The 24,255-nt window shown below is 67.3% G+C and carries 22 protein-coding genes, 1 pseudogene and 1 riboswitch; of the genes and pseudogenes, 20 read left to right on the top strand and 3 right to left on the bottom strand.

Annotated elements, in window-relative coordinates; translation table 11 throughout:
* Positions 1–38 precede the first annotated feature (38 nt).
* Positions 39–530 (bottom strand): B-4DMT family transporter, encoded by a 492-nt coding sequence (locus JVX90_RS07490; RefSeq protein WP_205331742.1) that lies wholly within the window; start codon positions 528–530, stop codon positions 39–41.
* A 42-nt stretch (positions 531–572) separates the two neighbouring features.
* On the opposite strand from JVX90_RS07490, the gene JVX90_RS07495 reads away from it, so the two are divergent.
* From JVX90_RS07495 to pyrF, 10 genes are all read left to right on the top strand, one after another.
* The gene (locus JVX90_RS07495) at positions 573–1,682 is read left to right on the top strand and encodes an aminopeptidase P family protein (protein WP_205331743.1); all 1,110 of its coding nucleotides are present in this window, start codon (positions 573–575) and stop codon (positions 1,680–1,682) included.
* A 48-nt stretch (positions 1,683–1,730) separates the two neighbouring features.
* Positions 1,731–2,294 (top strand): elongation factor P, encoded by a 564-nt coding sequence (gene efp, locus JVX90_RS07500; RefSeq protein ID WP_205331744.1) that lies wholly within the window; start codon positions 1,731–1,733, stop codon positions 2,292–2,294.
* 77 nt (positions 2,295–2,371) lie between these two features.
* Positions 2,372–2,794, top strand: a complete 423-nt coding sequence (gene nusB / locus JVX90_RS07505) for a transcription antitermination factor NusB (protein WP_205332321.1) — start codon at positions 2,372–2,374, stop codon at positions 2,792–2,794.
* A 61-nt stretch (positions 2,795–2,855) separates the two neighbouring features.
* Positions 2,856–3,434, top strand: coding sequence for a bifunctional pyr operon transcriptional regulator/uracil phosphoribosyltransferase PyrR (gene pyrR / locus JVX90_RS07510; protein ID WP_205331745.1), 579 nt, complete (start codon positions 2,856–2,858; stop codon positions 3,432–3,434).
* On the top strand, positions 3,431–4,429 hold the full coding sequence (locus JVX90_RS07515; protein WP_205331746.1) for an aspartate carbamoyltransferase catalytic subunit: 999 nt from the start codon (positions 3,431–3,433) through the stop codon (positions 4,427–4,429). Before pyrR ends, JVX90_RS07515 begins: the two co-directional genes overlap by 4 nt.
* Positions 4,426–5,733: a dihydroorotase gene (locus JVX90_RS07520; protein ID WP_205331747.1), complete on the top strand. Its 1,308-nt coding sequence runs from the start codon at positions 4,426–4,428 to the stop codon at positions 5,731–5,733. The genes JVX90_RS07515 and JVX90_RS07520 overlap by 4 nt, the downstream gene beginning before the upstream one ends.
* Positions 5,730–6,296 carry a transporter gene (locus tag JVX90_RS07525; protein WP_205332322.1) on the top strand — a complete coding sequence of 189 codons (567 nt, stop codon included), beginning with the start codon at positions 5,730–5,732 and terminating at the stop codon, positions 6,294–6,296. Before JVX90_RS07520 ends, JVX90_RS07525 begins: the two co-directional genes overlap by 4 nt.
* 3 nt (positions 6,297–6,299) lie before the next feature.
* On the top strand, positions 6,300–7,433 hold the full coding sequence (gene carA / locus JVX90_RS07530) for a glutamine-hydrolyzing carbamoyl-phosphate synthase small subunit (RefSeq protein ID WP_205331748.1): 1,134 nt from the start codon (positions 6,300–6,302) through the stop codon (positions 7,431–7,433).
* Entirely contained in the window at positions 7,433–10,783 is a 3,351-nt protein-coding gene (gene carB, locus JVX90_RS07535) for a carbamoyl-phosphate synthase large subunit (protein WP_205331749.1), read from the top strand. Before carA ends, carB begins: the two co-directional genes overlap by 1 nt.
* On the top strand, positions 10,780–11,601 hold the full coding sequence (pyrF, locus tag JVX90_RS07540) for an orotidine-5'-phosphate decarboxylase (protein WP_205331750.1): 822 nt from the start codon (positions 10,780–10,782) through the stop codon (positions 11,599–11,601). Before carB ends, pyrF begins: the two co-directional genes overlap by 4 nt.
* 139 nt (positions 11,602–11,740) lie before the next feature.
* Here the strand turns inward: pyrF and JVX90_RS07545 are convergent, their stop codons facing one another.
* Positions 11,741–12,799, bottom strand: a complete 1,059-nt coding sequence (locus JVX90_RS07545; protein WP_205331751.1) for an alpha/beta fold hydrolase — start codon at positions 12,797–12,799, stop codon at positions 11,741–11,743.
* A gap of 218 nt (positions 12,800–13,017) precedes the next feature.
* Here JVX90_RS07545 and mihF point away from each other — a divergent pair, with 218 nt between their 5' ends.
* The 10 genes and pseudogenes from mihF to ribD all read left to right on the top strand — a co-directional run bounded on the left by mihF (position 13,018) and on the right by ribD (position 23,743).
* Positions 13,018–13,332 (top strand): integration host factor, actinobacterial type, encoded by a 315-nt coding sequence (gene mihF / locus JVX90_RS07550; RefSeq protein ID WP_008377956.1) that lies wholly within the window; start codon positions 13,018–13,020, stop codon positions 13,330–13,332.
* A 2-nt stretch (positions 13,333–13,334) separates the two neighbouring features.
* Positions 13,335–13,959: pseudogene (gmk, locus tag JVX90_RS07555) on the top strand (guanylate kinase).
* Positions 13,956–14,252 (top strand): DNA-directed RNA polymerase subunit omega, encoded by a 297-nt coding sequence (rpoZ, locus tag JVX90_RS07560; RefSeq protein WP_205331752.1) that lies wholly within the window; start codon positions 13,956–13,958, stop codon positions 14,250–14,252. The pseudogene gmk and the gene rpoZ overlap by 4 nt, the downstream one beginning before the upstream one ends.
* Positions 14,253–14,259: 7 nt before the next feature.
* The gene (coaBC, locus tag JVX90_RS07565) at positions 14,260–15,513 is read left to right on the top strand and encodes a bifunctional phosphopantothenoylcysteine decarboxylase/phosphopantothenate--cysteine ligase CoaBC (RefSeq protein ID WP_205331753.1); all 1,254 of its coding nucleotides are present in this window, start codon (positions 14,260–14,262) and stop codon (positions 15,511–15,513) included.
* 70 nt (positions 15,514–15,583) lie between these two features.
* Positions 15,584–16,798 carry a methionine adenosyltransferase gene (metK, locus tag JVX90_RS07570; RefSeq protein WP_205331754.1) on the top strand — a complete coding sequence of 405 codons (1,215 nt, stop codon included), beginning with the start codon at positions 15,584–15,586 and terminating at the stop codon, positions 16,796–16,798.
* A 72-nt stretch (positions 16,799–16,870) separates the two neighbouring features.
* Entirely contained in the window at positions 16,871–18,811 is a 1,941-nt protein-coding gene (locus JVX90_RS07575; protein WP_205332323.1) for a primosomal protein N', read from the top strand.
* Between the two features lie 2 nt (positions 18,812–18,813).
* Positions 18,814–19,755, top strand: coding sequence for a methionyl-tRNA formyltransferase (gene fmt, locus JVX90_RS07580; RefSeq protein WP_205331755.1), 942 nt, complete (start codon positions 18,814–18,816; stop codon positions 19,753–19,755).
* Positions 19,752–21,218, top strand: a complete 1,467-nt coding sequence (locus tag JVX90_RS07585) for a transcription antitermination factor NusB (RefSeq protein ID WP_205331756.1) — start codon at positions 19,752–19,754, stop codon at positions 21,216–21,218. Before fmt ends, JVX90_RS07585 begins: the two co-directional genes overlap by 4 nt.
* A gap of 783 nt (positions 21,219–22,001) precedes the next feature.
* The gene (gene rpe / locus JVX90_RS07590; RefSeq protein WP_205331757.1) at positions 22,002–22,706 is read left to right on the top strand and encodes a ribulose-phosphate 3-epimerase; all 705 of its coding nucleotides are present in this window, start codon (positions 22,002–22,004) and stop codon (positions 22,704–22,706) included.
* Between the two features lie 35 nt (positions 22,707–22,741).
* Complete coding sequence (gene ribD / locus JVX90_RS07595; protein WP_205332324.1) at positions 22,742–23,743, top strand: bifunctional diaminohydroxyphosphoribosylaminopyrimidine deaminase/5-amino-6-(5-phosphoribosylamino)uracil reductase RibD; 1,002 nt, start codon at positions 22,742–22,744, stop codon at positions 23,741–23,743.
* Here the strand turns inward: ribD and JVX90_RS07600 are convergent.
* Positions 23,740–23,886: a LapA family protein gene (locus JVX90_RS07600; protein WP_205331758.1), complete on the bottom strand. Its 147-nt coding sequence runs from the start codon at positions 23,884–23,886 to the stop codon at positions 23,740–23,742. The two genes, ribD and JVX90_RS07600, sit on opposite strands and share 4 nt — an antisense overlap.
* Positions 23,887–24,068: 182 nt before the next feature.
* Positions 24,069–24,226: riboswitch (FMN riboswitch) on the top strand.
* The last annotated feature ends 29 nt before the right edge of the window (positions 24,227–24,255 follow it).

Raw genomic sequence — 24,255 nt, forward strand, 5'->3', positions numbered from 1 at the left:
CGAGGAGGTCCGGCGCCGTTCCGCGTTCGCGGGGTCGGTCAGGCTGTGGGGACTGCGTGCTGCGTGTTGGCTTCGGCGGCCTCTTCGGAGGCGAGCTCTGCCTTGCGCTGCTCGCGGCGGATGAGGAAACGACCGACCGACGCGCCGAAGAAGGCGGGCACGAAGACGATCAGGGCGATGAACGAGGTGCCTGCGATCAGCTCGATCGGCAGGCTCGCCTGGCCGATTCCGTTCAGCCAGACAGTGCCGAGAATCCAGCTCACCAGGCAGGACACGAAGCCTGCGAGCAGGCCTGCCTTGAGCCAGCGGACGGTGAGGTCCTCGTAGTCGTCGGGATCGGAGTGCGCACGTGCGTCCTTCAGACCGTCCAGTCCGCCCCACACGATGGCGACGACGATGCATGCCGCAATCGTCAGCCACCGGGCGAGGGGAGACGACAGGGGTGCGGAAATCACAACGGCACCGAGGATGATGCGGGCGGCGATATGCACAATGGACATCACGACACCACGAAGTAGCCACGAACTCATGGGGACACAGTAGCCGGGTAGAACATGTTCAACAATGCAGACATGCACTTTTCAACAAATCACGGTGCCCGACGGGCCCGACTGGCGGCCGAGATCGAAGCGTCGGCCGTCGACGCGATCATCGTCTCCGATCTGGCGAACCTGCGTTATCTCACCGGGTTCACCGGAAGCAACGGTGCCGCACTCGTGTGGGTCGGGTCTGATCGCGACGGTGATCGGATAGCCACCGACGGTCGCTACGTCACGCAGGTGGGGGAGCAGGCTGCCGATCTCCGCGCGGAGATCGCCCGCGACTGCCCGTCGGCGCTGCTGCGAGTGGCCGCCGCGGAGCGGCCCGGCGCGCGCGTCGCGATCGAAGGCCACGTCGTCACCGTCTCCGACTACGCGCGGCTCACCTCACTCGCCGCCGAGGTCGGTGCGGCGTTGACCCCGGTCACCGATGCAGTCGAACGGTTGCGCATCGCCAAGGACGCCGAAGAAGTGGATTTGATCACGTCCGCGTGCCAGATCGGGGACGCAGCGCTCGCCGCGCTGATCGACCGCGGAGCGATCACCCCGGGCCGCACGGAACGCCAGGTCGCACGCGAACTCGAATGGGAGATGTTCGCTCTCGGCGCCGACGCGATCGCTTTCGAGACGATCGTCGCGGCGGGCGCGATGTCGGCGATCCCGCATCACCGTCCGACGGAGGTTGTCCTGACGGCAGGCGACCTGGTCAAGATCGATTTCGGGTGCGTCTGGCGCGGGTACCACTCCGATATGACGCGGACGTTCGTGCTCGGCGAGCCACAGGCGTGGCAGACCGAGATCTACGACATCGTGCTGACCGCACAACAGGCGGGCCGTGACGCTTTGGCCGTCGGCGCGGAACTCGTCGACATCGACGCCGCCGCGCGTCGGATCATCACCGACGCAGGCTTCGGCGAGTACTACGTGCACGGGCTCGGGCACGGCGTGGGCCTGCAGATACACGAAGCGCCGGGAATCGGGGCCGCTGCGAGCGGTACACTGCCTGACGGCGCAACGGTCACCGTCGAACCAGGTATTTACCTACCGGGACGCGGAGGCGTGCGGATCGAGGACACCCTGGTTGTCACCGACGCCCGACCGACGTCGCTGACGACCACATCCAGGGCGCTCCGCGTCCTATAAGAAGAGCATCAGGCCCCACCGGGGCAGCGAACCGCGAGGAGAACATTCATGGCGACGACCGCCGATTTCAAGAACGGACTCGTCCTCAAGATGGACGACCAGCTCTGGCAGATCCTGGAGTTCCAGCACGTCAAGCCAGGTAAGGGTCCGGCCTTCGTCCGCACCAAGATCAAGAACATCTTGTCGGGCAAGAACGTCGACAAGACGTTCAACGCAGGTGTCAAGGTCGAGACCGCCACGGTCGACCGTCGAGACATGACCTTCCTGTACAACGACGGCGCCGACTTCGTCTTCATGGACGGCGAGACGTTCGAGCAGATCAACATCACCCCGGAGACCGTCGGCGACGGCGCACGTTTCCTCCTCGAGAACATGACCGTTCAGGTCGCGACCCACGAAGGTGAGCCGCTGTACGTCGAACTCCCCGTCACCGTTGAACTCGTCGTGACCCAGACCGACCCCGGCCTGCAGGGTGATCGTTCGACGGGCGGCACCAAGCCGGCCACGCTCGAGACCGGTGCCGAGATCGCCGTGCCGCTGTTCATCAACACCGGCGACAAGCTGAAGGTCGATTCGCGCGACGGCAACTACCTCGGCCGCGTCAACAGCTGATCGACGAGTACTGAACAGCTGGTTGTCGAGCGAGCAAAGCGAGTCGAAGCGTGACTGAAGCAAAGGGCCGCCACCGCATGCGTGCGCGTGCGGTGGACATCCTGTTCGAAGCGGAGGCCAAAGAGGTCTCCGCGACCCAGGTGGTCGCCGACCGCCGCGCCTGGTTCGCCGAGCACGACGCCGTCGGGGAGATGACCGGGTACACCGTGACTCTCGTCGAGGGCGTCGCAGCCGACGCGAGCCAGATCGACGCGGTCATCTCCTCGCACCTGGACAACTGGAAGCTGCACCGCCTTCCGGCCGTCGATCGTGCGATTCTGCGTCTCGCAGTCTGGGAGCTGCTGTACTCCAGCGAGGTCGACATCCACGTGGTCCTCGACGAGGCGGTCACACTCGCCAAGGAACTCTCCACCGACGAGTCACCCGCATTCGTCAATGGCGTGCTCGGCCGTATCGCCGAACTCGCACCTCAAGTCCGCGCCGCCGCCGCCGCGGAGTAGACTGCCTTTCAAGCGAAAATCCTTTAACGACCCGTCCAGTGAGGCGGAGAAGGAGGTCGGCTTGGTTCCGCCGGTCGATGATGCCCACACCCCGGAGAAGGGGTCGCCCCGTGTTCTGCTCGACGCGTCAGACGTCGGACGAACGGTGGCGCGAATGGCTCATCAAGTCATAGAGAAGACCGCCCTCGACGCAGTCGGCTCACGCCGGGTGCTGCTGATCGGCATCCCCACCCGCGGCACCAGCCTCGCGCAGCGCCTCGCAGGCAAGATCGCCGAGTTCTCCGGCGTGACCGTGGAGACCGGCTACCTGGACATCACGCTGTACCGCGATGATCTCCGGGACAAACCGCACCGCCCGCTCGAGCGCACGCTGGTGCCCGAGGGCGGTGTCGACGGGGCCCTCGTGATTCTCGTCGACGACGTGCTGTTCTCGGGGCGTACTGTCCGCGCGGCCCTCGACGCGCTCCGCGACCTCGGCCGGCCCGCCGCGGTCCAGCTCGCGGTGCTGGTAGACCGCGGGCATCGTGAGTTGCCGCTGCGCGCCGACTACGTGGGGAAGAACATCCCCACCTCGCGCGACGAGGATGTCCAGGTGCATCTCGCCGAGCACGACGGGCTCGATGAGGTGGTGCTGCGATGAAACACCTCCTCTCCGCCGCCGATCTCTCGCGTGACGATGCGATCGAGATCCTGGACGAGGCGCAGCGCTTCGAGCAGGCGCTCGCCGGACGTGAGGTTCGCAAGCTTCCCACCCTGCGCGGCCGAACCGTCATGACCGTGTTCTACGAGAACTCCACTCGCACCCGCGTCTCCTTCGAGGTGGCGGGCAAATGGATGAGCGCCGACGTGATCAACGTCAGCGCATCGAGTTCGTCGGTCAACAAGGGTGAGTCGCTCCGCGACACCGCCAAGACCCTGCGTGCGCTCGGCGCCGACGCGCTGATCGTACGACACCCCGCATCTGGTTCGGCGGCGCAGATCGCCCGCTGGACCAACGACGGCAGCGACATCCTCGGGGTCCCCAGTACTGGTCCGAGCGTGATCAACGCAGGCGACGGAATGCACGAGCATCCGACACAGGCACTGCTCGACGCCTACACGATCCGTCAACGTCTCGGTGGTCTCGACGGACGCCGGATTCTGATCGTCGGCGACATCCTGCATTCACGTGTGGCGCGGTCGAACGCGCTGCTTCTGTCGACTCTCGGTGCCGAAGTGGTGCTCGTCGCGCCGCCCACGCTGCTGCCTACGGGCGTACAGACCTGGCCGGTCCGCGTCGCCACCGACCTCGATGCCGAACTGCCCGCCGCCGACGCGGTGATGATGCTGCGCGTCCAGGCCGAACGCATGAACGGTGGGTTCTTCCCGAGCGCGCGTGAGTACTCGGTCCGGTACGGGCTCTCGGAGGTCCGTCGCTCGATGCTTCGCGACGATGCGGTGCTTCTGCACCCCGGCCCGATGCTCCGCGGTATGGAGATCGGCTTCGACGTCGCCGACACCCCGCAGGCCACCGTCCTCGAACAGGTCCGAAACGGCGTGCACGTCCGCATGGCGGTCCTGTTCCGCCTCCTCGCGAGCGCCGATGAGCGTCCCTCGCACCACACATCGATCACCACGTCAGGAGAGCAGTCGTGACCGCCACCGGATCGGTCCTGATCACCAACGTTCGACCCTACGGTGACGGCGACCCCGTCGATGTGGCCGTGGTCGACGGCGAGATCACCGAGATCGGGTCCGGTCTCACCGCTCCCGACGGAGCACAGACCGTCGACGGACGCGGTGGCGTTCTGCTGCCCGGTTTTGTCGACCTGCACACTCACCTGCGTGAGCCGGGCCGGGAAGACACCGAGACCGTCGAGTCCGGGTCGCGGGCCGCCGCCCGTGGCGGCTACACCGCAGTGTTCGCGATGGCCAACACCGCTCCGGTCGCCGACAACGCCGCGATCACGGACCTGGTGTGGCGCCTCGGCCAGGAGATCGGGCTCGTCGACGTCCATCCGGTCGGCGCGGTCACCGTCGGCCTCGCAGGCGAACAGCTCGCGGAGATGGGCATGATGGCCTCCGGAGCGGCCAAGGTCCGCTTGTTCAGCGACGACGGCAAGTGCGTCCACGATCCGGTGATCATGAAACGGGCCCTCGAGTACTCGACGGGGCTCGGCGTCCTGATCTCCCAGCATTCCGAGGACCCGCGCCTCACCGAGGGCGCTGTCGCGCACGACGGTCCGACGGCGGCACGTCTCGGCCTGGCAGGCTGGCCGCGCGCCGCGGAGGAGTCGATCGTGGTCCGTGACGCGCTCCTGGCCCGCGATGCCGGGGCGCGTGTCCACATCGCCCACGCGTCCACCGAGGGCACCGTCGAACTGCTGCGATGGGCTCGCAGTCAGGGGATCGACGTCACTGCCGAGGTGACCCCGCATCACCTGCTGCTCGACGATTCGCGGCTGGAGACCTATGACGGCGTCAATCGCGTGAACCCGCCGCTTCGTGAAGAGCGCGACAAGGTCGCCCTGCGTCAGGCGTTGGCCGACGGCATCGTCGACTGCGTCGCCACGGACCACGCACCGCATGCCTCGCAGGAGAAGTGCTGCGAGTTCTCGCAGGCCCGGCCCGGAATGCTCGGGCTCGAGACGGCGGTCTCGATCGTCGTCGAGACGATGGTGCGCACCGGTCTGCTCGACTGGCGCGGAGTGGCCCGCGTGATGAGCGAACGCCCCGCGGAGATCGTCGGACTGGACGATCAGGGACGCCCGATCGCTGTCGGCGAGCCCGCCAACCTCACGATCATCGACCCGGACTCGTCGTGGACGGTGGTCGGCGACGATCTCGCCAGCAGGTCGGCGAACACGCCGTACGAGACGATGACACTGCCGGGCACAGTGGAGGCGACGTTCCTCCGCGGACGTGTCACCGCCCAGCGTGCCGAGGGGGCGTGGCTGTGACGAACTGGCTGTACTACCTGTTGATCGCACTCGGCGCGCTCGCGATCTGGCTCACATTGGTGACGTTGGCGTTGCGCGGATGGCGCAAGCGCGGCAACCGTCAGATCGACGAATTGGGCGCGTTCCCGGAGACGCCGACCGATCTCGGTGATCCGATCCGCGGCCCGCACACCGGTCTGTACGTCGGGAGCACGGTGTCGCCGAGTTGGCAGAACCGCGTCGCCGTGGGAGACAAGGGCGACCGCGCGTCGGCCGAGCTGACCGAGTACAACGACGGCCTGCTGCTGACCCGCCAGGGAGCATCGGAGATCTGGATTCCGCGCGAGTCGCTCGTCGCAGTCCGCACCGAGAACGGCCTCGCAGGCAAAGTCATGAGCCGCGACGGTGTGCTCGTGATCCGCTGGGCGCTGCCGTCGGGAGTCGAGATCGACTCAGGGTTGCGCGGCGACGACAAGACCGTCTACCCGGACTGGACGTCCGCGTACACCGAACTGAATGAGAAGGCGTTCGCGGCCTTCGAGAACACCGAGACCACGCCGGCACCTGAGAAGAAGGATTCGTAAGAGATGAGCAAAGCAGTACTGGTGCTGGAGAACGGCCAGGTCTACACCGGGCGCGCGTACGGTGCGACCGGCGAGACCTTGGGCGAAGCGGTGTTCTGCACTGCGATGACGGGATACCAGGAGACGCTCACCGACCCCAGCTACCACCGTCAGATCGTGGTGGCCACAGCTCCGCAGATCGGCAACACCGGCTGGAACACGCAGGACAACGAGAGCGACCGCATCTGGGTTGCGGGCTACGCCGTGCGCAATCCCACTCGCCGCGTCTCCAACTGGCGTTCGGAGACGACGCTCGACGGTCAGCTCGCAGAGCAGGGCGTCGTCGGCATCGCGGGCATCGACACCCGCGCCCTGGTCCGCGTGCTCCGCGACGTCGGCTCGATGCGTGCAGGCATCTTCTCCGGCGACGCGCTCCGCTCGGTCGACGAGATGCTCGACGCGGTGCGGGCACAGCCCTCGATGGCCGGGGCCGACCTGGCAGCCGAGGTCAGCACCCTCGAGCCGTACGTCGTCGAAGCCGCAGGCGGGCAGGCCAAGCTGCGTGTCGCCGCACTCGACATGGGCATCAAGGCCAACACGCCGCGCATGCTCGCAGCGAGAGGCGTGGAAGTGCATGTCCTGCCGTCGAACGCGACGCTCGCCGACATCCGGTCGGTGAACCCGGACGGCTTCTTCCTGTCGAACGGCCCCGGAGACCCCGCAACGGCCGACGCCGCGGTCGCGCTGACCAGCGAAGTCATCGACTCCGGCCTGCCGACTTTCGGCATCTGCTTCGGCAACCAGATCATGGGCCGCGCATTCGGCCGTGAGACCTACAAGCTCAAATTCGGGCACCGGGGCATCAACATCCCCGTGCTCGACACCGTCACCGGACGAATCGCCATCACCTCGCAGAACCACGGTTTCGCGATCGCGGGCGAAGCGGGCGAGGAGTTCGACACCGCGTTCGGACGCGCCCGCGTGTCGCACGTGTGCGCCAACGACGGCGTCGTCGAGGGCGTCGAGCTGATCTCCGGCCGGGCGTTCTCCGTCCAGTACCACCCAGAAGCAGCGTCCGGCCCGCACGACGCAGCAAACCTCTTCGACAAGTTCGTCCACATCATGGAAAACACCGGCATGGAAGGGACCCACGCGTAATGCCCCGCCGTTCAGACATCTCCCACGTCCTGGTGATCGGGTCCGGCCCGATCGTCATCGGCCAGGCCTGCGAGTTCGACTACTCGGGCACTCAGGCATGCCGCGTCCTCAAGGCCGAGGGCCTGCGGGTGTCGCTGGTCAACTCGAACCCCGCGACGATCATGACCGATCCAGAGTTCGCCGACGCGACCTATGTGGAGCCGATCAGCCCCGAGTACATCGAGAAGGTCATCCAGACCGAGGCGGCCGCCGGCCATCCGATCGACGCGGTGCTGGCGACCCTGGGAGGCCAGACGGCTCTCAACGCCGCCGTCGGCCTCCACGAGAAGGGCATCCTCACCAAGTACAACATCGAGTTGATCGGTGCCGACTTCGACGCCATTCAGCGCGGTGAGGACCGCCAGATGTTCAAGGACATCGTGACCAAGGTCGGCGGCGAGAGCGCCCGCTCGGCTGTGTGCTTCACGATGGACGAGGTCCGCAAGACCGTCGACGACCTCGGATTCCCGGTTGTGGTGCGGCCGTCGTTCACCATGGGCGGTCTCGGGTCGGGCATGGCGTACAACGACGCCGACCTCGAGCGCATCGCAGGCGGCGGCCTCGCCGCGTCCCCGACGGCCAACGTGCTCATCGAGGAGTCGATCCTCGGGTGGAAGGAGTACGAGCTCGAGCTGATGCGCGACAATAAGGACAACGTCGTCGTGATCTGCTCCATCGAGAACGTCGACCCGGTCGGCGTCCACACCGGCGACTCGGTGACCGTCGCACCGGCGATGACCCTGACCGACGTCGAGTACCAGATCATGCGCGACCTCTCGATCGACATTCTCCGCGAGGTCGGCGTCGACACCGGCGGCTGCAACATTCAGTTCGCGCAGAACCCCGTCGACGGTCGTCTGGTCGTCATCGAGATGAACCCCCGTGTGTCGCGGTCGTCGGCTCTCGCGTCGAAGGCGACCGGTTACCCGATCGCGAAGATGGCTGCGAAGCTGGCCATCGGCTACTCGCTCGACGAGATCACCAACGACATCACCAAGGTGACACCCGCCGCGTTCGAGCCGACGCTCGACTACGTTGTCGTCAAGGCGCCGCGCTTCGCGTTCGAGAAGTTCCCGGGCGCCGACGACACTCTCACCACCACGATGAAGTCCGTCGGCGAGGCGATGAGCCTGGGCCGCAGCTTCTCCGAGGCGTTCGGCAAGGTGATGCGCTCTCTGGAGACCAAGGCCGCAGGCTTCTGGACCGAACCGGAGCGCCCGGACCCGGCGACGCTCGACGTCGACGCGCTGCTCGCCGACATCGCCGTCGCGCGCGACGGCCGCATGCTTAAGCTGATGCTGGCTCTCGAAGCAGGTGTGAGCATCGAGAAGCTGTATGAGGTCACCGCCATCGACCCGTGGTTCCTCGCCGAGATCGACGGGATCCGCGACGTCGGCCACGAGGTGCGCGACGCAGCCTCTCTCGATGAGGACCTTCTGCGTCTGGCGAAGACGACGGGACTGTCGGACCGGCAGATCGCAGCGCTCCGCGTCGCGGGCGGCGACACGGTGCTCGTCGACGAGGACGCGGTGCGAGCGCACCGCGTCGATCTCGGCGTCCGCCCGGTCTACAAGACAGTCGACACCTGTGCCGCCGAGTTCGAGGCGAAGACGCCGTACCACTACAGCAGCTACGAGCTCGATCCGGCCGCGACGAGCGAAGTCGCACCGCAGACCGAGCGTCCCAAGGTGCTGATCCTCGGTTCGGGCCCGAACCGAATCGGTCAGGGCATCGAGTTCGACTACTCCTGCGTCCACGCCGCACTCACCCTCAGTGAGGCCGGCTATGAGACGGTGATGGTCAACTGCAACCCGGAGACGGTCTCCACCGACTACGACACCGCAGACCGTCTCTACTTCGAGCCGTTGACCTTCGAGGACGTCCTCGAGGTGTTCCACGCGGAGTCGGAGTCGGGGACCGTCGCGGGCGTCATCGTCCAGCTCGGCGGCCAGACACCGCTCGGTCTCGCGGCGCGGCTGCAGGCTGCGGGGGTCCCGATCGTCGGAACGAGCCCCGAGGCGATCGATCTCGCCGAAGATCGTGGAGAGTTCGGCAAGGTGCTCGTCGATGCGGGTCTGCCCGCCCCGAAGTTCGGCACCGCCACCACATTCGACGGCGCCCGTGACATCGCGGCAGGGATCGGGTACCCGGTGCTCGTCCGCCCGTCGTACGTGCTCGGCGGTCGCGGCATGGAGATCGTGTATGACGAGCAGGCGCTCGCCGACTACATCTCGCGTGCAACCGAGATCTCCGACGACCGCCCGGTCCTCGTCGACCGCTTCCTCGAAGGCGCCGTCGAGATCGACGTCGACGCGCTGTTCGACGGAACGGAGATGTACATCGGCGGCGTGATGGAGCACATCGAGGAGGCGGGCATCCACTCGGGTGACTCGGCATGCGCTCTGCCGCCCATCACGCTCGGCGCCGCACAGATCGAGGAGGTCCGACGCTCGACGCTCGCGCTGGCGCGGGGAATCGGCGTCCGCGGCCTGCTGAACGTCCAGTACGCGCTGGCCGACGGCAAGCTGTACGTCCTCGAGGCCAACCCGCGCGCAAGCCGCACGGTGCCGTTCGTCTCCAAGGCGACGGCGGTCCCGCTCGCCAAGGCGTGCGCCCGGGTAATGCTCGGACGTTCGATCGCCGAACTCCGCGCCGAGGGCATCCTGCCCGCCGAGGGCGACGGGTCGGCGTTGCCGTCGAATGCCCCGGTCGCCGTCAAGGAGGCAGTGCTGCCGTTCAACCGGTTCCGTCGTGCCGACGGAACCGGAGTCGACTCGCTGCTCAGCCCCGAGATGAAGTCGACCGGTGAGGTCATGGGCTTCGACAGCGACTTCGGCCGTGCGTTCGCCAAGTCGCAGGAAGGTGCCGGCGGTGCGCTGCCGACGAGTGGAACCGTCTTCGTGTCGGTCGCCGATCGGGACAAGGCGTCGATCCTCTTCCCGATCAAGCGTCTGGCCGATCTCGGCTTCACGATCATGGCGACCACCGGAACCGCAGACGTGTTGCGGCGCAACGGTATCGCGGTTGTCACCGTCGCCAAGGGTGCTGAAGCCGCCGACGGCAAGCGGACCGTGGTCGACGAGATCAAGGACCACAATGTCGACATGATCATCAACACGCCGTACGGCACGTCCGGACCTCGTGTCGACGGCTACGAGATCCGCGCCGCCGCCATCGGGGCCTCAGTCCCGTGCATCACGACGGTGTCGGGTGCGGGCGCTGCCGTCCAAGGCATCGAAGCCGCACTGGGCGAGACGATGGGCGTGCAGTCGCTACAGCGCCGCCACGCCGAGATGAGGGCCGGAGCGTGAGTTTCGGCCCGCGGTACACCGACGCGGTCGCCGCTCGGGGCAGACTGTGCGCGGGCATCGACCCGCATGCGGCGCTGCTCACCGAGTGGGGACTGCCGGTGTCCGTCGACGGGCTCCGCTCGTTCGCTCAGGCGTGTGTCGAGGGCATCGCGCCGGTCGCCGCGGTCGTGAAGCCACAGGTGGCGTTCTTCGAGCAGTTCGGCTCGGCCGGATTCGCCGTGCTCGAGGAGACGATCGTCGGGTGCCGAGAGGCCGGTGCGATCGTGCTGTCGGACGCCAAACGCGGCGACATCGGCTCAACGATGGCCGCGTACACGACGGCCTGGCTCGACGATGCGTCACCGCTGTGCAGCGACGCCGTCACCGTGTCGCCGTACCTCGGTTTCGGTTCGCTCGACCCGGCCGTGACGGCCGCGCGCGACGCGGATCGGGGGCTGTTCGTGCTGGCCAGGACGTCGAACCCGGAAGGCGGGGGACTCCAGCAGTCGACCGTCGAGACCGGCGGAACGGTGGCTCAGTCGATCGTCGACGCCGCCGCCGAGGTGAACGCCGCGTCGCCGGGGACGGTCGGTGTGGTCGTGGGCGCCACGCGTCAGCACGGACTGGACCTCGCGTCACTCGGGGGAGCGATTCTGTCGCCGGGCCTCGGCGCACAGGGGGCGACCGCGGCCGACCTCGCCCGAATCTTCGAGGGCGCCGACCTGTCCTGGCTCCTGCCCGCGGCCAGCCGCAGCATCCTTCGTTCAGGCCCCGACGCGGATGCGCTGCGCGCCGCAGTCGAAGCGACCCGCGACGAGATCGAGAACGCGTTGTCCTGACCTTTCGACTCGCTTCGCTCGCTCAAGGAGCAGTAGGAAGCCCGCTAGCCCTACTGCTCCTTGAGCGCCTTTCGACTCGCAAGCTCGCTCAAGACCCGCGAAGCGAGTCGAAAGGTCCGCACCCGCAATCAAATCCGCGTCACAGGGCCGCGCGGAAGGCGGCGAGGGCCGGCCAGGTGTGCGCTGCGGCGTCGGGGCCGGTGAGCAGGCCGAGATGGCTCGACTCCACGGTGTGGAACTCGACGTGCGCCGAGCCGGTCAGAAGTTCCCGACCGTACGCTGCAGCTCCGTGGCTCACGATGGCGTCCCGGTGCGAGCCGACCGTGAACACGGGAGCGGCGAGCGTACGGACGTCTACCGTGTGTCCTCCCAGGTGCAGCACGCCTTCGCCGATCTCGTTCCGAATGACCAGGTTCACCAGCATCTGTTCGGTGAGGCGCCCGGGGTAGCCGGGCATCGAGTCCTGGAAACGGTCGATCACCTGCATCCGGATGAGAGCGTCGTGGTCGTCGATGTTGTCCAGAATGTACTTCGGTTTGCGGAGTTCGCGCTGCCAGCTCGTCGCTCGGTACGACAGCTGAACCAGAGGTGCCGGAATGCCTCCGATGGCACGAGCGATGGCGCCGAACGGTTGTCCGCCGACAGGGCGGAGCAGTGTTCGCACGGCGGAGTACATCGGCATCTTCATATAGTTCAGGGGAGTGCCGACGGTGATGACCGACCGGATCGGCAGCTCCTTGCGGTACGCGGCCGTCAGGATCGACACGGTTCCGCCGAGACTCCACCCCATGAGATCCACGGCGTCCGGCCCGGCCCGGAAGTCGTCGACGGTGTCGGCGATCGCCCGCGGAACGAATGTGTCGAAGTAGTCGTCGAAGCCGAGATGGCGATCTGAGTAACCGACGTCGCCGAAGTCGACGACGTACGGAATGGTTCCGGTCGACAGTAGGAACTCGACGACGGAGTTCGCCGGATCGGCACCGGGCGCGAGGTCGTAGCAGCTCGCCGGAACCGCCAGCGGGGGCACCAGGAGCACCGGAACAACACCCGCCTCACGCGCGGCGTCGAGCTGCTGCGCCGTCCCGTACCTGCGAAGACGTCCGTGTGGGCGGTCGGCGACGACCACCGACTCTGATGCGGTGCGTGGGGCGAAGTCGTCGCGGAGTACACGCGCGATGGTGCGCAGGTCGCTGAACATGGCAGGCACGCTACTAAAGTCCCCTATTCGACGGCGCGCCCGGGGTGGTTGATGCGGACTCGCCAGTCGGCGGGGTACCGTTTGGGCTGGTCTCAGCGGCGAGCGTTACGCTCGTTGTGATCGCCGGGGGTCTTCACAGCCCTACGACGAACCACCACGAGACGCTGATAGCGTCACGTGGACAACCCGAACTGTCGAAAACGAAAGACGGAGGAACCGTGGCTCTTCCCCAGTTGACTGATGAGCAGCGCGCTGCCGCGCTTGAGAAGGCGGCCCAGGCTCGCCGTGTGCGTGCCGAGCTCAAGGAGCGTCTCAAGCGAGGCGGCACCGACCTCAAGCAGGTTCTCGCGGACGCTGAGAACGACGAGATCCTGGGCAAGATGAAGGTCTCGGCTCTCCTCGAGGCCCTGCCGAAGGTTGGCAAGGTCAAGGCGCAGGAGATCATGACCGAGCTGGAGATCGCTCCGACCCGCCGTCTGCGCGGACTCGGCGATCGTCAGCGCAAGGCTCTGCTCGAGAAGTTCAGCTCCTGAGCGTGCCTGAATCTAGAACCCGTCCGAGGGGCCGACTAGTTGTACTGGTCGGCCCCTCGGCCGTTGGTAAGTCGACCGTCGTCCGTCGGCTCCGCGAACTGTTGCCCGACCTCTACTTCAGCGTCTCGGCGACGACACGCGATCCTCGTCCCGGGGAAGTGGACGGACGCGACTACTACTTCGTGACCCGCGAGGCGTTCGACAAGATGATCGACGCCGACGAGATGTTGGAGTGGGCGGACATCCACGGCGGCATCCAGCGGTCGGGCACCCCCGGCCGCACCGGTCGAGGAAGCGTTGAACGCGGGCCTCCCGGTCCTGGTCGAGGTGGATCTGGTCGGTGCACGGAACGTTCGGGAGCATCTACCCGAAGCGATCACGGTGTTCCTGGCGCCGCCGAGTTGGGACGAGCTCGTCGCGCGTCTCACCGCTCGGGGGACCGAGAACGATGACGTCATCGCCCGCAGGCTGGAGACCGCGCGAGTCGAGATGGCGGCCCGTGACGAGTTCCGACACGTCGTCGTGAACGACGATGTCGACACTTCGGCCGAAGAATTGCTAAACTTGCTGGTCGGGCCACGCAGCGAATCGCGGCCGGCACACAATACTGCGCAGGAGAAGTTTTGAGCACTCAGACAGACATCGATCTGACCGTCGTCGACGAGCCCGTCTACGACACGCCGCTGGGCATCACCAACCCGCCGATCGACGAACTGCTCGAGCGCACCTCGTCGAAGTACGCGCTGGTCATCTACGCGGCCAAGCGTGCGCGCCAGATCAACGACTACTACAACCAGCTCGCAGAGGGCATCCTCGAGTACGTCGGCCCGTTGGTGGAGCCGGGCGTTCAGGAGAAGCCGCTCTCGATCGCGATGCGTGAGATCCACTCCGACCTGCTCGAGCACACCGAAGGCGAGTAGCCGACACGTGTCGCACATCCTGATCGGGGTGGGCGGGGGGATCGCCGCCTACAAGGTGTGTTCGGTCATCCGGCACTTCACCGAGGCCGGGCACGACGTCCGGGTGATTCCCACACGTGCAGCGCTGAACTTCGTCGGCAAGGCGACGTTCGAGGCGCTGTCCGGCAACCCGGTGAGCACCGAGGTGTTCGACGACGTCGACGAAGTCGCACATGTGGCTCTCGGCCGCAACGCCGACCTCGTGATCGTGGCTCCGGCCACCGCCGACTTGATGTCGCGAGCCGTCGCAGGCCGCGCCGACGATCTGCTGACAGCTTCGCTGCTGACAGCCACCTGCCCGGTGATGTTCGTTCCGGCGATGCACACCGAGATGTGGGAGCACCCGGCGACCGTCGCGAATGTGGCGACACTGCGACAGCGTGGAGTCACCGTCATGACGCCGGCGAGCGGTCGCCTCACCGGCGCCGACACCGGCGCGGGTCGTCTGCCCGAGCCCACCGAGATCGGTCTGCTCGGTGACCTTCTGCTCGACCGCGCCGATGCGCTCCCGTACGACCTCGCGGGCTGCCGTGTGCTCGTCAGCGCAGGCGGCACTCGAGAGCCGCTCGATCCCGTTCGGTATCTCGGTAACCACAGTTCCGGCAAGCAGGGCTACGCGCTCGCCCGGGCTGCGGCGCAGCGGGGTGCGCACGTCACGCTCGTCGCAGGCGCCACCAGCAATCCGGGTGATCCGGCCGCCGTCGACGTCGTCCATATCGACTCCGCGATTGAACTCGAACGTGAGATGCAAGCCAGGGCCGTCGACGCCGACGTGGTGATCATGGCGGCCGCTGTCGCCGATTTCCGGCCGATCAGCGTCGCCGGATCGAAGATCAAGAAGGGCGCGGAAGGACCGGCGCCCATCACCCTCGCCGAGAATCCCGACATCCTCGCCGGGCTCGTCCGGTCGCGGAACGACGGTGTGATTCCCGCCGCCACCCTCATTGTCGGTTTTGCCGCCGAGACCGGGGACGAGAATGGGGGAGTCCTCGATCACGGACGTGCCAAGCTGCGCCGTAAGGGCTGTGACCTGCTCATCGTCAACGCAGTGGGCGACGGCAAGGCGTTCGGCACGGAGGACAACACCGGCTGGGTGCTGACTGCCGACGGCCGCGAGACGGCGTTGCCGTTCGGGTCCAAGACATTGATGGCGAGCAGAATCCTTGACGAAGTGGCCGCCGTCGTGCCGAATGGTGGGCGTGCGGCTGACCCAGGCCTCTGATCGAGCGTCTGGCACAGTCGAAAGAGAGTGCGGGGCACAGCCCTGCAGAATTGCATCCCGAGAGGAACCGATGACCGCCTCAGCGTCCCGCCTGTTCACCAGCGAATCCGTGACTGAAGGGCACCCCGACAAGATCTGCGACGCGATCAGCGACTCGATCCTGGATGCGCTGCTCGCCGTGGACCCGAAGGCCAAGGTGGCGGTGGAGACCCTCGTCACCACCGGCCAGGTGCATGTCGCGGGTGAGGTCAACACCGTCGGATACGTCGACATCCCGACGATCGTCCGCGAGAAGATCATCGACATCGGCTACGACTCGTCGACCAAGGGTTTCGACGGCGCGTCGTGCGGCGTGAACGTGGCGATCGGCGCGCAGTCGCCGGAGATCGCGCAGGGCCTCACCGACTCCCACGAGGTGCGCACCGGAGAGAGCTCCGACGAGCTCGACCTCCAGGGCGCAGGCGACCAGGGACTGATGTTCGGGTTCGCCACCGACGAGACCCCCGAGCTGATGCCGCTGCCGATCGCGCTCGCACACCGCCTGTCGCGTCGTCTGACCGAGGTGCGCAAGAACGGCACCCTGCCGTACCTGCGTCCCGACGGCAAGACCCAGGTCACCATCGAGTACGCGGGCGATGTGCCGGTCCGTCTGGACACCGTCGTCGTGTCGACGCAGCACGCCGCCGACATCGACATCGACGGAATGTTGGCGCCGGACATCCGTGCCAACGTCCTGCAGCCCGTGTTCGACGAGCTCGAACTCCCGGTCGCGTTGGACACGAGCAACCCCCGCCTGCTGGTGAACCCGACGGGCAGCTTCGTTCTCGGCGGACCGATGGGTGATGCGGGTTTGACGGGACGCAAGATCATCGTCGACACCTACGGAGGCATGGCCCGCCACGGCGGCGGTGCGTTCTCCGGCAAGGATCCCTCGAAGGTCGACCGCAGCGCCGCCTACGCGATGCGTTGGGTCGCGAAGAACGCTGTGGCGGCCGGTCTCGCCAAGCGCATCGAGGTCCAGGTGGCCTACGCGATCGGCAAGGCCGCGCCCGTCGGCCTGTTCGTCGAGACGTTCGGGACCGAGAAGGTGGACCCGGGCACCATTCAGAAGGCGATCGCCGAGGTTTTCGACCTTCGTCCGGGCGCCATCGTGCGGGACCTGGAACTGCTCCAGCCGATCTACGCACCGACTGCCGCGTACGGCCACTTCGGCCGCACCGACATCGATCTGCCGTGGGAGCGCACCAACCGCGTCGACGAGCTCCGCAAGGCTGCCGGCCTGTAGGTGTCCTCACCGACTGACACTCGCAATCAACGGGTCGCTGCATCGCAGCGGCCCGTTGCTCGCGTTCTGCCGATGCTGTCGCTGGCGCATCTGGACCGTCCGTTCGACTATCTGGTCGATGAGAAGTCCGATTCCGCGGCTCAACCCGGCGTGCGAGTGCGGGTGCGGTTCGCCGGTCGCCTCGTCGACGGCTATCTGCTCGAACGTCTGGAGCGGAGCGACCACACGGGCAAGCTGGCGTGGCTGGATCGTGTGGTGTCCCCGGAGCGGGTGTTGACCGATGAGCTGGCCGTGTTGTGTCGTGCGGTCGCCGATCGATACGCGGGCACGATGCCGGACGTCCTGCGGCTGGCGATCCCTCCACGGCACGCCAGAGTCGAGAAGGACGTCCCCGTCCACGGCTGCGCCCCGCCGGTGCCCGAACCCGACATGGCGGCGTGGGCGGTGTACGAGACGTCGGCGTCGTTCGTGCGCGCCACGATCGAGAATCGTCACCCGCGCGCGGTGTGGCAGGTGCTTCCCGGAGACGATTGGGCGGCTCGCCTCGCCGAACTGGTCACCGCGGTCGCCGCCGCAGGCCGCGGAGCCATTGTGGTCGTCCCGGACCAACGCGACCTCGACCGGTTGGAGGCCGCGTGCACACCGCTCCTGGGCGATCGATGCGTGAGCCTGGCCGCGGGGTTGGGCCCGTCGGCGAGGTACCGGCGGTGGTTGTCGGTGCTGCGCGGGCAGGCGTCGGTGGTGATCGGGACTCGCAGTGCAATGTTCGCGCCGGTCGTCGATCTGGCGTTGACCGTGGTGTTCGACGACGGCGACCAGAGTCTCGACGAACCGCGGGCGCCGTACCCGCATCCGCGCGAGGTGGCGGTGCTGCGTGCACACGCCTCCGGGACCGCCATGCTCATCGGCGGTCATTCGCGCACGGCCGAAGCGCAAGCGCTCGTCAGTTCGGGGTGGGCTCACGACCTGACCGCATCCCGGCAGGACATCCGTGCCGCGGCACCGTTGATCGAAGGAGTGGCCGACGACGATCGCCGGCTCGGCGGTGACCCGCTCGCCCGATCGGCTCGCATTCCGGCGACCGCGTTCATGGCCGCGCGCAAAGCGCTTCACGCCGGCTTACCGGTCCTGTTCAGCGTGCCCCGTCGTGGTTACCTGCCGTCGGTGGCGTGCGCCAAGTGCCGCGAGCACGCTCGATGTCGCGTGTGCCATGGTCCGGTGTCCATGAACGAGCGCGGAGACCTCGCGTGCCGGTGGTGTGGGCGGCCCGAGTTGAGGTTCGTCTGCCCGTCGTGCGGCGGGAAGGCGGTCCGCGCCCTGATGATCGGCGACAAACGCACCGCCGAAGAACTCGGAAAAGCGTTCGTCGGGGTGCCCGTCGTCACGTCCGGCGGGACGAAGATCGTGGACGACATCGCCGAGGGTCCTCGGGTGGTGGTCGCGACACCCGGAGCGGCGCCGCGGGCGCCAGGCGGGTACGGGGCCGCGGTGATCCTGGACACCTGGGCACAACTCGACCGTGAGGATCTTCGTGCAGGCGAGGAGGCGGTGCGCGGTTGGATGGCGATCGCAACTCTCGTCCGATCGCGGAACGACGGCGGCCGCGTCGTGATCGTCGCCGACTCGTCGGGTGCGCAGGTTCAGGCGGTGATCTCGTGGAACCCGATCGGCTACGCCGCATTCGAACTCGAGCAGCGACACGAACTCGGGTTCCCTCCCGCGGTGACGATGGCGTCGATCGACGGTCCGGCGACAGCGGTCAGCGCGTTCTGCGATCTGCTGAAACTTCCGCCGAGTGCCGAGAAGCTCGGACCGGTGCCGCTCCCCGCCGGGGTCCGCAGACCTGCGGGTCTCGACGGGGACGGCGACGTCGAGCGAATTCTGCTGCGCACACCGCGCGCAGTCGGCCGAACGTTGGCCGACGCCCTGCGCGCGGCCCAAGTGATTCGCAACGCTCGACACGATGACACGGCGGGCATCCGCGTTCAGATCGACCCGCCTACGATTGGATGATCATGAGAATCGTCTTCGCTGGAACGCCCGATGTGGCTGTACCGACCCTGCAGGAGCTCCTCGACTCGGCCGACCATGAGGTTGTCGGTGTCATCACTCGCCCCGACACCACGGCGGGGCGGGGCCGGAAGAACGTGCGGTCCGAGGTGGCTGTGGTTGCCGACGAGCACGGCATCGAGGTGATCACCCCGCGTCGCATGTCCGAACCGGAGGTCGCCGAGACCCTGCGTCGGTGGGCGCCCGATCTCGGTGTGGTCGTCGCCTACGGCGGCCTGATTCCGCAGGACGTGCTCGACATGCCCGTTCACGGCTGGGTGAACCTGCACTTCTCGATCCTGCCCGCGTGGCGCGGAGCCGCACCGGTCCAGGCGTCGATCGCCTCCGGGGACGAGATCACCGGTGCGAGCGTGTTCGGTCTCGAAGCCGGACTCGACACCGGCCCCGTGTACGGAACGCTCACCGAACGCATTCGGAGCACCGACACCTCGGGTGATCTGTTGTCGCGGCTGTCCACGGCGGGTTCGGGCCTGACGAAGGCCGTCGTCGACGGCATCGCAGCCGGTGAACTGTCGCCCGTTCCCCAGAATCCGGATGGTGTCTCGCACGCTGCGAAGATCACCGTCGACGACGCACGCGTCCGATGGGATCTGCCGTCGCACGTCGTCGATCGCACCATCCGTGCGCACACTCCGGCGCCCGGTGCATGGACGACGCTCGGCGACGTCCGCCTCAAACTCGGTCCTGTCACCATCGCGGACGCGGATCCGGCGCTTCCGGAGCGGCTCGACATCGGGCAGTTGGCAGTGACCAAGAAGGCCGTCTTTGTGGGAACCGGCTCTGGCGCGGTGAAGCTCGGGAGGGTTCAGGCTCCTGGAAAGAAGGCGTGCAGCGCCGCCGACTGGGCGCGCGGTACGCGCCTTGATGAGAACGGTTTCCTGGCATGACTCGTGGTGGACGGGGTTCTGATCCTCGACGTGGTGACGGTTTCCAACGCGGCGGGCCCCGGCGAGCGGGCGGGCAGCGTTCGGACGCACCCCGTGACAAGAAGACTCGCGACAAGCCGGTCGACGGAGCGCGGTCCGTGGCGCTGAAGGTGCTGCGGGCGGTCCGGAAGGACGACGCGTACGCCAACCTGCTGCTCCCGCGTCTGTTGCGCGAAAGCCGGCTCGACCCGCGAGATCGTGGTCTGGCGACCGAACTCTCGTACGGTGCCGCGCGGAGCCTTGGACTGCTGGATGCAGTGATCGCGTCTGCGGCGGGGCGCCCGGTCGCGGACATCGACGGTGACCTCCTCGACGTGTTGCGCCTGGGTACCTACCAACTGTTGCGCACCAGGATCGGTTCGCACGCGGCGGTCTCGACGTCGGTGGATCTCGTCCGCGCCGAGCACGGCATGGGCCAGGCGGGCTTCGTGAACGCGGTGCTCCGCAAGGTGAGTCAGCGTGACGAGCAGCTCTGGATCGACGCACTCGCGCCGTCGATGGCCGACGACATGGTCGGGCACCTCGCGTTCGCGTACGCACACCCGATCTGGATCGCCGAGGTGTTCGCCGACTCCCTCGGTTCGATCGGTGAACTGCAGGCGGCTCTCGCCGCCGACGACGAACGCCCGATCGTGCATCTCGTCGCACGTCCCGGCCAGATCACCGCCGAAGAACTCGCATTGATCAGCGGGGGAGACGAAGGCAAGTACTCGCCGTACTGCGTTTACCTGCCAGAAGGCGATCCGGGCTCGCTCGACGCCGTCCGTGACGGTTTCGCCGGCGTTCAGGACGAGGGCAGCCAGCTCGTCGCCGTCGCGGCCGCACGCGCCGACGTCGGCGCTGACGGTGGACGTTGGCTGGATCTGTGCGCGGGCCCGGGCGGCAAAGCCGCGCTGCTCGGTTCGCTCGCCGACCTGGACGGTGCGCACCTCGACGCCGTCGAGGTTTCCGAACACCGCGCCAAGCTCATCGAGAACGTCGTCGACGGGCTGCCGGTCACAATTCACGTCGCCGACGGTCGCGAGTCCGGCCTGGAACCCGGCTACGACCGGGTGCTCGTCGACGCCCCGTGTTCGGGCCTTGGCTCCTTGCGGCGTCGTCCGGAGGCCCGCTGGCGTCGCAAGCCGGAGGATGTTCCGGCGCTCGTCGAACTCCAGAAACAACTCGTCACGGAGGCGCTGCGACTCGTCCGGCCTGGCGGAGTGGTCGTCTACTCGACGTGCTCGCCGCACCCGGCCGAGACGACCGCCGTCATCGACGCCGTTCTCGCCGCTGACGACTCGATCGAGCAGGTCGACGCCCGTCCGCTCGTCGCAGGCCCCGACAACGACGCCTCTGCGTTCGGCGGCGGACCCCACGTCCAACTCTGGCCCCACCGCCACGACACCGACGCGATGTTCTTGGCGGTACTTCGGAAGAAGTAGCCGCTTCGCCGACTGACCGCCTTCCCGCGGCCTTCCGCGACAAACGCGGCCTTCGTCGGCGCAAACCGACGCTTCATTGACAAACGCGGCCTTTGTGAAGGCCGCGTTTGTCGTTGAGGGTCGCGGCGGGGCGGTGTGTCAGAGGCTGGATCTGGCGAAAGGATGCTTGGGACGACGGGCGGTGGCTGGTTGAGCGTGAATCGGCCGGTTCTCTTCCGGTCATGGCGTCTTGTGGCGTTGCTCCCGAAGGCAGCGGCACAGCGGCGCCTCGTCGCGACCTTGACTGACAAACGCGGCCTTCACAAAGGCCGCGTCTGTTGACGAAGCGTCGGTTCACGTCGAGGAGTGCAGCGTTCGTCGCTGAGAGTCGCTGCGGAGGCGCTACAGGCGCCGCGTTGGGCATCGTCGGTCGTGACGGACGACGACTCCTGATCACCGGCACCGTCCACGCGCGACGTCCGGCGGGTGTCAACCGGCGAGAACGTCTGGGATGCCACCTCTGGCCGGGGCGGTACCGGCACCGAAGGCATCCCTTGTGGGGGCGCGGGGAGTCGTCGGCCCCGTCAGAAGTGGTGAGGCCGCGCGTGGAGGAACAGGCGGAGGAGTGGCGTCGGGAGCGAATCGGCGGGGGGGTCGGGACGTTTCGGGGCAGGTGTGGTTCGCGAGAGGACCTCGAGATCCTGACGGCAGACTGCCCTCCGATCTTTCCGATGTCGCGGCCACGCGTCTGCCATCCGAAAGGTTGAATCTCGCAGCAGATGCGCGTCTCGTAGAATTGCCGCCATGTGTAACCCCGGCCGCCCGGCACCGATGATCGCTCCGTCCATCCTGTCCGCCGACTTCGCGAACTTGGCGTCGGAGATCGCGGCCGTCGGGCCGTCCGATGTCGACCCCGGCGTCGACTGGGTGCACGTGGACGTGATGGACAACCACTTCGTGCCGAACCTGACGCTCGGCATGCCGGTCGTCGAGAGCCTCCTGAAAGCCACCGACATTCCGCTCGACTGTCACTTGATGATCGCCGACCCCGGGCGCTGGGCGCCTCCATACGCTGAGGCCGGCGCCTACAACGTGACGTTCCACGCCGAGGCGACGGACGATCCGTCGTCGGTGGCACGTGACATCCGGGCCGCAGGCGGCAAGGCGGGACTAGCCCTCAAGCCGGGCACAGCTCTCGAGCCGTACCTGGAGATCCTCCGCGACTTCGACACGCTGCTCGTGATGAGCGTGGAACCGGGTTTCGGCGGCCAGAAGTTCATGCCCGAGGTACTCGACAAGGTGCGGGCGATCCGCAAGATCATCGACCGCGGCGATCTGCGCCTGCTCGTCGAGATCGACGGCGGGATCGCGGACTCGACGATCGAGCAAGCCGCTGAAGCCGGTGTCGACTGCTTCGTCGCCGGTTCGGCCGTGTACGGCGGCGACGACCCCGCGGCTCGCGTCGCCGAACTGCGTCGCAAGGCCACCGCAGTGCGCGAGAACGCCTGACCTGCGTGATCGATACCGGGGCGATCGAGACCGCGATGCGCCGAGCGGTCGCCGAGTCGGCGATCGCACGCGGGTCGAGCTCGCCGAATCCTCCGGTCGGGGCAGTGGTCCTCGACGCAGACGGCATGGTCGTCGGCGTCGGACACACGCAGCCTCCCGGTGGGCCGCACGCAGAGGTGATGGCTCTGCGCGCCGCAGGTGACGCGGCGCTGGGCGGGACCGCGGTCGTCACGCTCGAACCGTGCAATCACACCGGCCGCACCGGCCCGTGCGCCCAAGCGATCATCGACGCAGGCGTCGCCGCCGTGCACTACGCCGTCGCCGACCCCAACCCGGCGGCGTCAGGTGGTGCGCAGACCCTGCGCGACGCCGGTGTCGAGGTGACGTCCGGAGTGCTCGCCGACGTCGTCGAGTCCGGCCCGCTTCGGCCCTGGCTGTTTCGACAGCGTCACGGGCGGCCGATGGTGACCGTGAAAGTCGCTTCCACCCTGGACGGCCGGATCGCCGCACCAGATCGGACCAGTCGATGGATCACGGGACCGCACGCCCGAGAACACGCACACAGTCAGCGTGCCGCGGTCGACGCCATCGTCGTCGGCACCGGGACCGCGCTCACCGACGACCCGTCGCTCACCGCTCGTCGAGCCGACGGCTCCCTGTATCCGCATCAGCCGACGAGGGTCGTCATGGGTCACCGTGCCGTTCCGGCAGGCGCACGGCTCCGCGACGGCGAGGCCGGCTTCCTTCAGGTGCGGTCCCACGACCCACACGATGTGCTCAGCTCGTTGCCGGATGCGCTGCAGGTGATCGTCGAAGGCGGGCCGCGCATCGTTGGGACCTTTCTCGCCGCGGGTCTCGCGGACGAAGTGCACGCCTATCTCGCGCCGACGCTTCTCGGCGGGGGCGCCGCATCTGTGGACGATGAGGACATCCACACACTCGCCGATGCGCATCGCTTCGAGCGCGCGGCGGTCGAGGTTCTGGGGGATGACCTGCTTGTCGTCCTGCACCCGCGCACGGCGTCGAAGTCCGACTAGCGTCTGCTGCGTCGTCCAACGAACCAGCCGACCACGAACCCGATGAGGGTGACCACAGCGAGCATCAGCCACAGCGGTGCGTCGAGGTTCCACCAGAGCGCGGTGAACTGAGCCGAGTCGGTGTTCGTGGCGATAAAGATCATCGCGATCACAGTGATCACAATCGGGAGCCAGTACTGCCGAAGAAAACTCGAAGCGTCGTGAGCTGGCGTATTCGTGTCGTTGACGGACATTTCGGGGGAGTTCCTCTCGCACAGTGGGACGGTTCGCGCCGATGGACCATACGTGTACCACGCTCCATATGATGTGCGTGCTACCTTCGAAAGGTAGTTCTCGGGGCGGGGTGAAAGTCCCCACCGGCGGTGATGCCCTTCAACTCAGGGACGAGCCCGCGAGCGCTCTCATCTTCAGACGATGTGAGGTCAGCAGATTCTGGTGAGATTCCGGAGCCGACGGTCATAGTCCGGATACGAGAGAACGGCAGTGCGGCACCGTGCCGTCATCTGTCTGTC

Source organism: Gordonia sp. PDNC005 (assembly GCF_016919385.1).
Taxonomy (GTDB): Bacteria; Actinomycetota; Actinomycetes; order Mycobacteriales; family Mycobacteriaceae; genus Gordonia.

Coding starts and splice junctions, on each gene's coding strand:
- nusB (WP_205332321.1), top strand. CDS start 2,372: ATGCGTGCGCGTGCGGTGGACATCCTGTTCGAAGCGGAGGCCAAAGAG.
- metK (WP_205331754.1), top strand. CDS start 15,584: ATGACCGCCTCAGCGTCCCGCCTGTTCACCAGCGAATCCGTGACTGAA.
- JVX90_RS07575 (WP_205332323.1), top strand. CDS start 16,871: ATGCTGTCGCTGGCGCATCTGGACCGTCCGTTCGACTATCTGGTCGAT.
- JVX90_RS07490 (WP_205331742.1), bottom strand. CDS start 530: ATGAGTTCGTGGCTACTTCGTGGTGTCGTGATGTCCATTGTGCATATC.
- ribD (WP_205332324.1), top strand. CDS start 22,742: ATGCGCCGAGCGGTCGCCGAGTCGGCGATCGCACGCGGGTCGAGCTCG.
- JVX90_RS07495 (WP_205331743.1), top strand. CDS start 573: ATGCACTTTTCAACAAATCACGGTGCCCGACGGGCCCGACTGGCGGCC.
- efp (WP_205331744.1), top strand. CDS start 1,731: ATGGCGACGACCGCCGATTTCAAGAACGGACTCGTCCTCAAGATGGAC.
- JVX90_RS07545 (WP_205331751.1), bottom strand. CDS start 12,799: ATGTTCAGCGACCTGCGCACCATCGCGCGTGTACTCCGCGACGACTTC.
- rpe (WP_205331757.1), top strand. CDS start 22,002: ATGTGTAACCCCGGCCGCCCGGCACCGATGATCGCTCCGTCCATCCTG.
- JVX90_RS07585 (WP_205331756.1), top strand. CDS start 19,752: ATGACTCGTGGTGGACGGGGTTCTGATCCTCGACGTGGTGACGGTTTC.
- carB (WP_205331749.1), top strand. CDS start 7,433: ATGCCCCGCCGTTCAGACATCTCCCACGTCCTGGTGATCGGGTCCGGC.
- fmt (WP_205331755.1), top strand. CDS start 18,814: ATGAGAATCGTCTTCGCTGGAACGCCCGATGTGGCTGTACCGACCCTG.
- JVX90_RS07600 (WP_205331758.1), bottom strand. CDS start 23,886: ATGATCTTTATCGCCACGAACACCGACTCGGCTCAGTTCACCGCGCTC.
- JVX90_RS07515 (WP_205331746.1), top strand. CDS start 3,431: ATGAAACACCTCCTCTCCGCCGCCGATCTCTCGCGTGACGATGCGATC.
- carA (WP_205331748.1), top strand. CDS start 6,300: ATGAGCAAAGCAGTACTGGTGCTGGAGAACGGCCAGGTCTACACCGGG.